Origin of the sequence: Thauera sp. WH-2 (assembly GCF_048321015.1) — a bacterium.
Classification (GTDB): Bacteria; Pseudomonadota; Gammaproteobacteria; order Burkholderiales; family Rhodocyclaceae; genus Thauera.
Map to the genome: position 1 here is coordinate 642,132 of NZ_JBLWFG010000001.1, position 12,782 is coordinate 654,913.

At 67.2% G+C, this 12,782-nt stretch carries 8 protein-coding genes; 1 reads left to right on the forward strand and 7 read right to left on the reverse strand.

Going from position 1 to position 12,782, the window contains the following annotated elements; genetic code table 11:
• Positions 1–35: 35 nt before the first annotated feature.
• The 7 genes from ACNKW1_RS03115 to ACNKW1_RS03145 form a co-directional block, all read right to left on the reverse strand.
• A complete protein-coding gene (locus tag ACNKW1_RS03115; RefSeq protein WP_418363124.1) occupies positions 36–2,219 on the reverse strand; it encodes a malate synthase G in 2,184 nt (727 codons plus the stop codon).
• Positions 2,220–2,493: 274 nt separating this feature from the next.
• A complete protein-coding gene (locus ACNKW1_RS03120; protein ID WP_418363125.1) occupies positions 2,494–3,726 on the reverse strand; it encodes an osmoprotectant NAGGN system M42 family peptidase in 1,233 nt (410 codons plus the stop codon).
• A 131-nt stretch (positions 3,727–3,857) separates the two neighbouring features.
• Entirely contained in the window at positions 3,858–5,612 is a 1,755-nt protein-coding gene (gene ngg, locus ACNKW1_RS03125) for an N-acetylglutaminylglutamine synthetase (RefSeq protein WP_418363126.1), read from the reverse strand.
• 12 nt (positions 5,613–5,624) lie between these two features.
• Positions 5,625–7,397 carry an N-acetylglutaminylglutamine amidotransferase gene (locus ACNKW1_RS03130; protein ID WP_418363127.1) on the reverse strand — a complete coding sequence of 591 codons (1,773 nt, stop codon included), beginning with the start codon at positions 7,395–7,397 and terminating at the stop codon, positions 5,625–5,627.
• Between the two features lie 59 nt (positions 7,398–7,456).
• Positions 7,457–8,350 carry a DMT family transporter gene (locus ACNKW1_RS03135; RefSeq protein WP_418363128.1) on the reverse strand — a complete coding sequence of 298 codons (894 nt, stop codon included), beginning with the start codon at positions 8,348–8,350 and terminating at the stop codon, positions 7,457–7,459.
• Positions 8,351–8,490: 140 nt separating this feature from the next.
• Positions 8,491–10,287, reverse strand: a complete 1,797-nt coding sequence (locus ACNKW1_RS03140; protein ID WP_418363129.1) for an EAL domain-containing protein — start codon at positions 10,285–10,287, stop codon at positions 8,491–8,493.
• Between the two features lie 141 nt (positions 10,288–10,428).
• Positions 10,429–11,715, reverse strand: a complete 1,287-nt coding sequence (locus tag ACNKW1_RS03145) for a D-amino acid dehydrogenase (RefSeq protein WP_418363130.1) — start codon at positions 11,713–11,715, stop codon at positions 10,429–10,431.
• A gap of 113 nt (positions 11,716–11,828) precedes the next feature.
• Between ACNKW1_RS03145 and ACNKW1_RS03150 the strand changes: the two genes are divergently transcribed.
• Positions 11,829–12,770, forward strand: coding sequence for a LysR family transcriptional regulator (locus ACNKW1_RS03150; RefSeq protein ID WP_418363131.1), 942 nt, complete (start codon positions 11,829–11,831; stop codon positions 12,768–12,770).
• Positions 12,771–12,782 lie beyond the last annotated feature (12 nt).

Consider the following 12,782-nt stretch of genomic DNA (forward strand, 5'->3'; position numbering starts at 1 on the left):
GGGCACGGCCTTTTTGATGCGGGTCTGCGAAGCGGTCAGGCGCCGATCTTCGCCTTGAACTGCTGGCGGTAGCGGTGCAGCAGCGGCTCGGTGTAGCCGCTGGGCTGGGCGCAGCCCTCGAAGATCAGCGCACGCGCGGCCTGGTAGGCCACCGAGGCGTCGAAGTTCGGCGCCATCGGACGATAGAGCGGATCCCCCGCGTTCTGGCCATCGACCACCGCGGCCATGCGCTGCAGCGTCGCCTCGACCTGTTCGGCTGGCACCACGCCATGGCGCAGCCAGTTGGCGATGTGCTGGCTGGAGATGCGCAGGGTGGCGCGGTCTTCCATCAGGCCGATGTCGTTGATGTCCGGGACCTTGGAGCACCCCACGCCCTGCTCCACCCAACGCACCACGTAGCCGAGGATGCCCTGGCAGTTGTTGTCGAGCTCCTGCTGGCGCTCTTCGGCGCTCCACTCGGCTTTCGCCACCACCGGGATGGTAAGCAGATCGTCGAGCAGGGCCTCGGCCTCCTTGTCCAGATCGAGCTTCTCGATCTCCTGCTGCACCGCCGACACATTCACCTGATGGTAATGCAGCGCGTGCAGGGTGGCGGCGGTCGGTGACGGCACCCAGGCGGTGTTGGCTCCGGACTTGGGATGGCCGATCTTCTGCTCGAGCATTGCAGCCATCAGGTCGGGCATGGCCCACATGCCCTTGCCGATCTGGGCGCGGCCGCGCAGGCCGGCGGCCAGACCGATCAGCACGTTGCGGCGCTCGTAGGCGGCGATCCACTTGCTGTTCTTGATGTCGCCCTTGCGCATCACCGGGCCCGCCTCCATCGAGGTGTGCATCTCGTCGCCGGTGCGGTCGAGGAAACCGGTGTTGATGAAGGCCACGCGCGCCGGTGCGGCGGCGATGCAGGCGCGCAGGTTCACGCTGGTGCGGCGCTCCTCGTCCATGATGCCGAGCTTGACGGTGTTGGCCGGCAGCCCTAGCAGTTGCTCCACACGGGTAAACAGTTCGTCGGCGAAACCGACCTCCGCCGGGCCGTGCATTTTGGGCTTGACGATGTAGATGCTGCCCTTGCGGGAATTGCCCTTGCGCTCGAGATCACGCTTCGAGATTAGCGTCGTCACCACCGCATCCAGGATGCCTTCGGGGATTTCCTTGCCCTCGCCCCACAGGATGGCGGGGTTGGTCATCAGATGGCCGACGTTGCGCACGAAGAGCAGCGCGCGCCCATGCAGCCTGACCGCCTGGCCGTCGGCACCGGTGTATTCACGGTCCGCGTTCAGTCGGCGCGTCATCGGCTTGCCAGCTTTTTCGAAGGTGTCTTCCAGCGAGCCGGTCATCAGGCCGAGCCAGTTGCGGTACACCACCACCTTGTCGTCTGCGTCCACCGCAGCGACCGAGTCCTCGCAATCCATGATGGTCGACAGCGCGGCTTCCATCAGCAGATCGTTCACACCCGCGGCGTCGCTCTTGCCGATCGCGCCATTCCGGTCGATCTGCACCTCGATATGCAGGCCATTGTTCTTCAGCAGCACCGCACGGGGTTCTGCGGCGTCCCCCTGGAAGCCGACGAACTGCCCGGGCTGCTGCAGGCCGGCGGTGGCACCACCCTTGAGCGTGACCACCAGCTTACCGCCGGAAACCGCGTACGCGGTCGCATCCGCATGCGAGGCGCCCGCGAGCGGTGCTGCCTGGTCGAGCACCTTGCGACCGAAGGCGATGACCTTCTCGCCGCGCACCGGGTTGTAGCCCTTGGTCAGCTCGGCGCCCCCCTGCTGCGGAATGGCGTCGGTGCCGTAGAGCGCGTCGTAGAGCGAACCCCAGCGCGCATTGGCGGCGTTGAGGGCGTAACGGGCGTTCATCACCGGCACAACCAGTTGCGGCCCCGCCTGGACGGCGAGTTCGTCGTCCACGTTCGCGGTACTCACCTTGGCGCCGGCAGGCACCGGCAGCAGATAGCCGATGGATTGCAGGAAGGCCTTGTAGGCGGCCATGTCCTGGATCGGACCAGGGTTGGCGCGGTGCCAGGCGTCAACCTCGGACTGGATGCGGTCGCGCTCCGCGAGCAGCGCTGCGTTCTTCGGCGCGAGATCATGTACCAGCGCATCGAAACCCGACCAGAACGCGGCGACCTCCACGCCGCTGCCCGGCAGGGCTTCTTCTTCAATGAAACGCTTCAGGTTGGCCGCCACTTCGAGGCGCTGGCACTTCACTCGTTCAGTCATGTTTCTGGCTCTCTGGCTAGGTATCGACAAGCACCACCTCGGCGGCAGCGCATCACCGGCAGAGCATGTGACCTGGGGAGCGGGCACGTCAATGCCGGGGGGACAAAAGTCCTCTATAAGATACAACAGATAAGCCCCCGTTTGCACTGCAACATCGCGCTACCAAGGCGCGTGCTGAAGGCGGTGCCGAGCCCTGCGCGAACCCAGCCTCCCGGCGCAGTCGTGCGTACGGACATCACGTCAGATGCGCCCCCGGCCAACGAGACCCACACACTCAGCCGCGATCTGGCGAGCCCGGCGAGGGTTCCACCTTCTCGAGCGCTGAGAGGAAGGACTCGGGCTCTGGCAGTTGCGTGCTGGGCACCGACATGTCGCAAGGGCAGATCTGCTCGGTAAAGCCGTCGAGCGAGCCCATGGAGCGGCAGTCGCGCCGGGCCACCGGCTCGCTCGCTACGTAGGCAACCACCAGCCGCGTGAGTGCTTCGAGCGCATCACGATGGGTGCGCTCCTGCGCGTGCGAGGCGTCGGCACCGAAGCCGATCAGCGCGGTACGGATGTCATTGCCGGCCTCCACCGCAGCCGCGGAATCCGAGCGGTAGTAGCGGAAGATGTCGCGCCGATGCGGGATGCCGTGCTCCTTCGCAAGCGCGATCAGCTTGTGCGTGAGGTGGTAGTCGAAAGGCCCCGACATGTCCTGCATGCAGACCGTCGCCGCGTGCTCGGAGGTGTTCTGCCCGGGGGCTGCGATCGAGATGTCCAGGCTCACCATCTCGGCGATCTCGCCGTGCAGCGCAGCCGACGCACCCGAGCCGATCTCCTCGGTGATGGTCAATAGCGGATGCACGTCCACCGGCAGCACCAGCCCGTGATCGCGTACGGCCTTGCAGGCGGTAAGCAGCGCCGCCACCGCAGCCTTGTCGTCAAGGTAGCGCGAGTTGATGTAACCGTCGGGCTGGATCTCGGGCTGGGGGTCAAAGGCGATCCAGTCCCCCACCTCGATCCCCGCCGCGGACAGCGCGGCACGGTCCTCCACCGGCAGATCCACCCGCACCTCGACGTACTCCCAGCCCACCGGCTGGGTGTCGATCTCGCCGCCGAAGGCGTGGCCCGAGGTCTTCAGGGGCAGACAGGTGCCACGCACCTGGCCGTGATCGGTGAAGATGGTGAGCCGCCCGCCCTCGGCGAAACGCGCCGACCAGTGTCCAATGGGCACGATCTCGAGGCGTCCGTTGGGCTTGAGCGACTTGACCATCGCCCCCAGGGTGTCGAGGTGGGCCACCACTGCGCGCGCCGGCTGCGCGGCCTGCCCCTTGAGCGTGGCGCGGATCGCGCCACGACGGGTGATCTCGTAGGGGATGCCGAGCGCCTCGAACCGGCCTGCGGTGTAGCGCACCACGGCATCGGTCAGCCCCACCGGGCTGGGGATGGCGAGCAACTGCAGCATCGTCTCTTCCAGATAGGCATAGTCGATCGGGGGAAGCGACTCCCGGAGGCGGGGGATGTTCATGGTCTCGTTCTCCTTTCGGTATGGGGCGGAACACCCTTGCCGCCGAATGCAGGCGTGAGGCCAGCCGGACGGCGAAATGCGCGAACGCGGTCCCTAGCGCAGTACCGCCCCTGGTTGCGAATGTCACGCGTTCAACCCGCAACGGCGCGCGTGCGCGGAAACAGCAGGTCGATGAAGCGCTCCGCGGTGGGCTGGGGCTCATGGTTGGCCAATCCGGGGCGCTCGTTGGCCTCGATGATCACGTAGTCCGCCCCATCGACCGCCGGCACCAGAAAGTCCAGCCCCGTCACCGGGATGTCGAGCGTGCGCGCCGCCGCCTCTGCCGCCTCGCGCAGCGCCGGGTGCAGCACAGCCGTCACGTCGTGGATGGTGCCGCCCGTGTGCAGGTTGGCGGCCTTGCGCACCTGCAGCCGGCAATCGGGCGGCAGCACGCTGTCGAGCGCATGGCCCTGCGCGGCCACGCAGCGGAGGGTTTCCGCATCCAGCGGAATGCGCGACTCGCCTCCCGTCGCCGCGGCCCGCCGCCGGCTCTGGCGCTCGACGAGCTCGCGCACCGTGCTGCGCCCATCGCCCACCACGACCGGCGGTCGTCGCACCGCAGCCGCCACCACCTGCTGGTCGATGACGACGATGCGCAGATCCTCGCCCTCGCAGAACTGCTCGACGATCACGCGATCGCAGAACTGCCGCGCACGCGCGATGGCTTCACGCACCTCCTCGCCCGAGCGCAGATCCACACTGATCCCCTTGCCCTGCTCGCCCTCGACCGGCTTGACGACCACCGCCCGACAGGTCGCGAGCAGCGCCTGCCAGCCGGCTTCGTCCTCGGCGCTCACCTGGCGTGGCACGGACAAGCCCGCACCGGCCAGCAGCTTCAGCGTGACACGCTTGTCCTGGCATCGGCTCATCGCCACCGCAGTGGTCAGCTCCGAGAGCGATTCGCGGCACACGATGCTGCGTCCGCCCAGGGTGAGGCGGAAATAGCCATTCTCGGCATCGATTACTTCGGCATGGATGCCGCGCCGTATAGCCTCGTCGACCAGCAGCCGCGCGTAGGGGTTGAGGTCCTGCAGCGCCTCGCCGCTGCCGGTGAACAGCGGCTCGTTGATCGCGTTGCGGCGCTTGACCGCGAACGCGGGGATGCGGTGGAAGCCTAGCTTGTCGTAGAGCGCGATCGCCTGCTCGTTGTCGTGCAGCACGGAGACATCCATCCATTCGCGCCCGCGTGCCTGGTAGTGCTCGGCCAGATAGCGCACCAGAGCCTCGCCCACGCCCGGGTGCGCAGCCTGCGGCGCCACCGCCAGCGCCCACAGGCTGGCGCCGTGCTGCGGGTCGGCGAAGGCCTCGACGTGGTCCAGACCCATCGCCACGCCGATCACCTCGCCGCTGGCGCGATCCTCGGCGAGCGCGTAGGTGATCGCCCGGCTGGCACGCGCCTTCCATACCGCCTGGGCATCGACCGGCACCATGCGGCGCGCACGGTAAAGCACGTTGATCGCCGCCACATCGGCGCGCGTGCGCAGCCGGCGCAGCGTGAAGCCGCTGCGCCCCGCGCGCTGCGAGGGAATGCGGTACGTGGCGAGGTTGAGACGAAAGGCCTCGGATGGATCGAGGAAGAGCTGCTGCGGAGCATGCGCCACGACCACGTGCGGCTTCTCGACGTAGAAGGCGATGTCGCGCTGGCCCGGACGCTCGGCCAGCAGCGCCTCGGCCAGACCGGCAGCTTCACGCCAGGTCTGTGCTGGCAGCAAGCGCCCCCAGCCGCACTCGATGACGACATCGGTACGCGCCCCCTCACGCTCAGGCTGCCCGGCGGGACGGTGCACCGCGAGGTGCGCGCTGCGCTGCTCGGCCCGCAGTGCGCGGGCGATGTGCTTGCGGATCATGGCGCGCGATCCTCAGGCCACATGCGTCTGCAGCCACCACTCCAGCAGCCCCAGCTGCCAGAGCTTGGAACCGCGCAGCGGCGTGATGTGAGCGGACGGGTCGGCGAGCAGCGTGTCGACGTAGTCCTTGCGGAACAGCCCGCGCTCGCGCGCCGACTGGCTGGACAGTGCATCGCGCACGCGCTCGAGCACCGGTCCCTGCAGGTACTTGAGCGCAGGCACCGGGAAGTAGCCCTTGGGGCGGTCGATCACCGCGGCCGGGATCAGCTTGCGCGCCGCCTCCTTCAGCACGCCCTTGCCGCCGTGCGCGAGCTTGTGCCGCGCCGGGATGCGCGCGGCGAGCTCGACCAGCGCGTGGTCGAGGAAGGGCACGCGCGCCTCCAGCCCGAAGGCCATGGTCATGTTGTCCACACGCTTGACCGGATCGTCGACCAGCATCACCGTGGTGTCCAGGCGCAGCGCCTTCTCCACCGGGTCGTCCGCGCCGGGGGCGTTGAAGCTCGCCGCGACGAAGGCCGCGCTCGCATCCACGCCGTGCCACTGCGGATTCACCGTGGCGAGGTATTCGTCGTAGTCGCGGTCGCGAAAGGCTGCGAGGTAGTCCGCCACCGGGTCGGCGCTGCCGGCGAGCTTGGGGTACCAGTGGTAGCCGCCGAACACCTCGTCCGCGCCCTGCCCACTCTGCACCACCTTGCTGTGCCGGCTCACCGCCTCCGAGAGCAGGTAGAAGCCGATGCAGTCGTGGCTCACCATGGGCTCGTTCATCGCCGCCACCGCCTCGGGCAGGCGGGTAAGCAATTCCTGCTCGGGCACGAAGATGCGCTCGTGCACCGTGCCGAATTCGCGCGCGACGATGTCGGCGTATTCGAACTCGTTGCCCTTCTCGCCGCCCACATCGGCGAAGCCGACATTGTAGGTGCGCAGTTCCTTCACGCCTGCCTCGGCCATCAGGCCGACGATGAGGCTGGAATCGACCCCGCCCGAGAGCAGGGCGCCCACCGGCACATCCGCCACCAGGCGGCGCTTCACCGCGGCGCGCAGGCCGTCGAGCAGGATCTCCGTCCACTCCTCGAAGCTGCGTGACTCGTCGGCGGCGTCACGGGCGTAGTCCAGCGTCCAGAAGCTGCGCTCGCTGCGCCGGCCGTCGGGCTCGATGCGCATCAGCGTGCCCGGGGCGAGCTTGCGCACGCCGGCCAGCAACGTATGCGGCGCAGGCACCACGGCGTGGAAGGAGAGGTAATGGTTGAGTGCCGCCGGGTCGATCGAGGTGTCCACCCCGCCCGCCGCGAGCAGCGCCGGCAAGGCGGAGGCGAAGCGTAGCCCGCCCGCGATCGGCGCGTAATACAGCGGCTTGATGCCCAGGCGGTCGCGGCCGAGCAGCACACGGCCGCTGTCGCGCTCCCAGATCGCGAAGGCGAACATGCCGTTGAGCCGCGTGACGAAATCCTCGCCCCAGGCATGGTAGGCCTTGAGCAACACCTCGGTGTCACCGTGCGAATAGAAGGCGTAGCCCTTGGCCTCGAGCTCACGGCGAAGTTCGGGGTGGTTGTAGATGGCGCCGTTGAACACGATACCCAGGCCGAGTGCGGGGTCGAACATCGGCTGCTGCGCCGATTCGGACAGGTCCATGATCTTCAGCCGGCGATGGCCCCAAGCCTGCGCACCCTGCGCGAACACGCCGCCGCTGTCCGGCCCGCGTGCCTGCTGCTGCGCATTCATGCGCGCCAGCGCCGGCAGGTCGGGGGAGGCGCCATCGAATCTCAACTCACCTGCAATTCCGCACATTGAACTTCCTGTCTGGTTAGCGAGCTCCTATTCTAGCAAATTGGTTTTGGACAAATTTTTCACACCGAAGGGCGGCGCATGGTGAGCACGATCCCTCCCAGTACCAGCGCCATGCCGGCGTAGTGATACCAGGCAGGGCGCTCGCCCAGTAGCAGAGTGGACAGGATTCCCGCGAAGACCGGCATCAGGTGGATGAACAGGGAGCCCACCGAAGGCCCGACCGCTGCCACACCCATGTTGAAGCACAGGAAGCCGAGGAAGGCCGCCATCACGCCGGCATAGAGGATGCCCAGGACCGATCCGGTATGCACATGAATCGTGGCACCGGCAGCGATCTCCCATACGTACACTGGCGCCAGCATGATCAGGCCCACAAGGATGAAAGCGGCCAGTTGCAGCATCGGATGCACCGCTTGCGGACGCCACTGCAGGCCCACGGTGTAGATGCTCCACGACAGCACGGCGACCAGCATCCACATGTCGCCTGCGTTGAGCTCCAGCCCGAGCAGGGTGTCCACGCGCCCGCGTGCGATCAGCAACAGCACGCCCGCAAGCGAAACCGTAACGCCCAGCGCTTCGGCGCGGCTCAGGCGCTTGCCGAGGAACACGAAGGCGAGCGCAATCGTCGCCACCGGAATGAAGGAGTTGAGCAGCGAGGCGCTTGTCGCCGTGGTGTGCTGAACCGCTGCGTAGGCGAGCGTGTTGTACAGGCCCACCCCGAACACACCCAGGAACACCACCTGCTTCCAAGCCGCACGCAGCAGGGGCCACTGCGCACGCAGGTGTGGCAATGCCAGCGGCAGCACGCACAGGAACGCCACCACCCAGCGCCAGAATGCCAGCCCCACGGGCGGCAGATCGGCACGCAGGCCGCGCCCCATCACCATGTTCCCGGCCCAGAACAGCGAAGCCAATGTCAGCAGCAGATACGGATTCAGATGCAGTCTTCTCATCGGCCGGAGTTTGACAGGTTTGCCCCGACCCTTGCATCCACACGTCGCGCGCTCAGGCGCTCTCCAGTGCCCTCGTGGCCGCAGTGCGTCAACCAGGCCACCGCAAGCGCATTGAATCTCTCGGACGCAGCCTCACGTCATCAGCCCGCCACGGCCATCAGCATCGGCGCATGTTCATGAGGCGCCACGTTCATGCCACTCCCCGACAGCTTGGCATCCTTTTTCGCCGCTGCAGCGGCCGAAGCAACCTCTTCCGGACTGTGGAACAGTCCTGCGCTGACACGGACGACGCCGACCGCAATGGTGGTGAGCGGAAAGAATGCACGGAAGCCGCGGCGGTCCTCGCTCTCGAAGCCGTTGCGGGCGAGCTCGCTGGCATCGAAGAGGTCGCGCACGGCCAGATTGAAAGCGTGCACGATGCGCTCGCACCGCAGCCGCCAGTCATCGCTCTGGAACAGCACGACGAAATCATCGCCCCCGACATGGCCGACGAAGTCCTGCGACTGATCGGCATTCGCCAGGATCAGCTGGGCAGCGAGCTTGATCATCTCGTCACCCCGCCAGTAGCCGTACAAGTCGTTGTAGGGCTTGAAATTGTTCAGGTCGAAATAGGCTGCGGCGTACTCCACCCCGGCATCGAGCAAGCGGCGGATGTGTTCGGTGATGGGAATGTTGCCCGGCAGGAAGGTGAGCGGGTTGGCATGGCGCGCAGCCTCGATGCGCCGCTCCGTCACCGCGCGCACGAGGCTCTCGCCGGTCGCCAGCCCCGCATAGCGGCCGCCCTCCGTGATGATGAACCCCTCGTGCAGATAGCGCTGATCGTCTCCGGTGAGTACGGCCGCGAGCGAATCGATCGTCGCGCCGGCCTCGACCCGCAAGGGCGTTGGGTTCATGAACAGCATGCACGAGCGGCGCCCATAGAGCTCGCGCGAATAGGGTTGGGCAAACTTGTCCACGAAGTCGCGCCGGTTCACCAGGCCGATGGGGTAGTTCCGATCGACCACGGCCACGGCATGCAGGCGCGGATGCCCCGTGAAGAGCTGCATCAGTTCACCGTTGGACGCCGCCACCTCGATTGTGGGCGCCTCGATCCTCAAGCGCCCGATGGTCTCCGCCAGGTCGGGGCGGGGCGCCGGATTCGGCAGCACCGAAATCTTGGAGGAGTTGAGCACCTCGCACGCTGCCGCCGCCACTGCGGTCTCCGGATGTGCCGCGGGCCGACCGAACAGGTAGCCCTGGCCGAAGTGGCATCCGAGGTCGCGCAGCACGGCGAGTTCTTCCACGCCCTCGACCCCTTCGGCTACCAGGGGCGTACCAAAGGCAGCGCACAGCCTGAGTATGGCACGCACCACCTCGACGTTGCGGCTGTCACGATGGATCTGGCGAACGAAGAACTTGTCCAGCTTGACCATTTGCGGCTTGAGCTGCGCCCACAAGCGCAGGCTGGAGCGACCATCACCGAAATCATCGAGCGCCAGCCCCACGCCCTGCCCGGCAAGGGCAGCGAACGCGGCCTGCAGGCAGTCGACATCCTCCACACGCTCATGCTCGGTGAGTTCCAGGATCAGGCGCGAGGGTGCAAGGCCCGCATCCACCGCGCACCGGATGAGGCCCCCGCCGCCCTCGCGCCCGAAGTCGGTGATCAGCGGTGCGCTGAGATTGATGAAGAGCTTTCCCTGCAACTGAAGCGCGGCGAACGCCTCGATGGCGCCCTTGGCGGCATCGACCTCGAGCGTGCTCGCCAACCCGCACTGCTTTGCGATACGGAGCAGGTCGTCCGGCTTCTCGAGCGGCGTACCCGCGGGGCCGCGCATCAGGGCCTCGTAGCCGAAGAGGGTCGAGCGCGAGAGATCGACGATGGGCTGAAAAACGAACGCCAACTGGCGCCGCTCGAGAACGTGACGCAGCCCTGCCTCGCATTCCTGACTGAAGGACATGTGACACCCGGTCAACAAAAAATCTGCGGGAGTGTGACCAAGCCTCGTTAAGCCCTGATGACCGGCCCCACCCGCGCTTGCCATCGCCGCCAGAAATGGCGAGCGCCCTGCGCGCCGGCCCTCTGGCAACCGACGAGCCACTTACCTGCGCGGAAACACGCCACCACGAGGACGTGCGCGATCGAGACGGAAGTCCTCGACCGGGCAAGCGGGTGCACGACCGGCGATCAGGTCGGCGAGCACCTGCGCGCTACCGGCCGCGAGGGTGAAACCCAGCGCGCCATGGCCGACGTTGAGCCACAGGTTATCGGCACCGGCACGGTCGATGATCGGACGACCCGTCGGGGTGGCGGGGCGCAAACCTGACCAGGACGTGACCGCGCGGGGGTCGAACCCATCGCCGAAGCAGGCCTGCGTCTCGGCCAAAAGGGTCGCAATGCGGTCGCGCGCAACACGATCATCATGACCGACGATGTCGGCCATGCCCGCCACGCGCAAATGCTTGCCGAGCCGGGCGTAGACGATCTTGCGCTGAAAGTCGGTCACGCTGATCGCGGGCACGCGCACGCCAGCGCCCACCGGAACAGTGATGCTGTAGCCCTTCACCGGGTAGATCGGCAGGCGGACGCCAAGTGGGCGCACCAAAGCCGCAGCGGCCGTCCCGGCAGCGAGCACGCAGGCATCGCAATCGATGCTCCCGCCATCGGTCAGCACCCCGGCGATGCGCCCACCTGCACGCTGAAAGCCGAGCACGGTACGACCGAGTTCGAACTGCACCGGGTTCGCAGTCCGGGCCATGTGCTCGCTCAACGCACGACACAGTTTCAGGCAGTCCCCCGCATCCTCGGTAGGCGTATGGATGCCCCCGTGGATGCGTCCGCGCAGCCGCTCGATGGCGGGCTCGATTGCGAAGCAGGCATCGGCGTCCAGCGCTTGCTGCACCGCACCGAGCGCCGGTGTGGACGCGAGCGCGCGCTTTGCCGATGCAAAGCTGCCCGCATCGCGATGCACGACCAGTTTGCCGTTGGGGACGAAGTCGAAGTCGAACCCCTGCCTGTCCACCCACGCATGCATCAACGCCCTGCTGTGCAACGCCAGCGGCAGCAGGCTGGCAATCGAGCGCACCTTGTCGTAACGATTGCAGCTCTCCAGGAAGCGCATCAACCAGCCCCACTGCTGCGGGTCGAAGCGCGGACGGAAGCGCACCGGCGCATCGCGCCGCAGCATCCAGCCCGGGATCTTCGCGAGCACCTCGGGGTCGGCCAGCGGCGCGACATAGCGATAGCTAAGTTGCCCCCCGTTGGCATGGCTGGCCCCCATGCCGACCCCATCCGCGCGGTCCACCAGCGTGACGCGATGACCGTCCTGCTGCAAATACCAGGCCGTGCTCAGGCCTACGATGCCTCCCCCGATGACCACGATGTGCATGAATCCGCTGCTCCGATGCAGGGCCGGAGAAAGTACGGCCCACTCGCACCCACTGTAGGTCTTGCAGACAAGGATCGATATTCGGATCATGGCTTCAGGTATGCACTGGAGACATGGTTGCGATGAGACTGCGCCAGATCGAGGTTTTTCGGGCAGTGATGATCGCTGGGTCCGTCAGTGGGGCCGCGCGCATGCTGAACGTCTCGCAGCCGGTCGTCTCGCGCGTGCTGCAGCATGCCGAGGCCGGCCTGGGGTTCGAGCTCTTCGAGCGCAGACGCGGCCGTCTCGTGCCGACCCCGGAGGCGCAGGCGCTGTTCTCACAGGTTCAGCGCGCATGGAGCGAAATCGAGCGTGTCGACGCCTTGTCGGCCAATCTGCGCCACGGCGCATCCGGATTGCTGCGGGTCGCAGCCACTCCCTCACTGGCAGGAAGCGTGCTCCCCGCTGCGCTCGCAGCCATGCGCGCAGCACACCCCGCAGTCGAGTGCGATCTGTGGGCGAGCCACACGCACGAAATCCAGGCCCATCTGCTTGCCTACGAGATCGAGGTCGGCATCGCGATCGAGGCCCCCGCACACGTCGCACTGGCACGCACGGCCTTTGCGCAGGGTGAGATGGTGCTGGCCACGCCGCGCACGTGGCTGGTCGACGCCCTGCGCCCGGGGCACCGGACATGGCTGGCGGGGCGCCCTTTCATCGCACTGGCCGAGCACACTCCGCTGGGCGAGCGCCTGGCCATGCGACTGGATCAGATCGGCTGGGTACCGCAACGCGCCTTCCAGGTCCAGACCTACGCGCTCGCCGCAACGCTGGTGGAGCACGGCCTGGGCTACGCTTTCATCGACAGCCTGACGGCTGCCAGCCTCGCCCCCGAGCGCGTTGCCGTACTGCGACTCTCGCCGGCAATGCCGTTCGATGTCCATCTCCTGCGTCACGGCAACGCACCCGCCTCCGTGCTCAGCCGTCGACTCGAGGCTTGCCTGGGCACCGCCGCCGGGCAGCTCGCGCGCGCGCTGGCCGATCGCAGCCTCCCGGAGCGCCTCGCCCTCGGATAAGCAAGGGGCGAG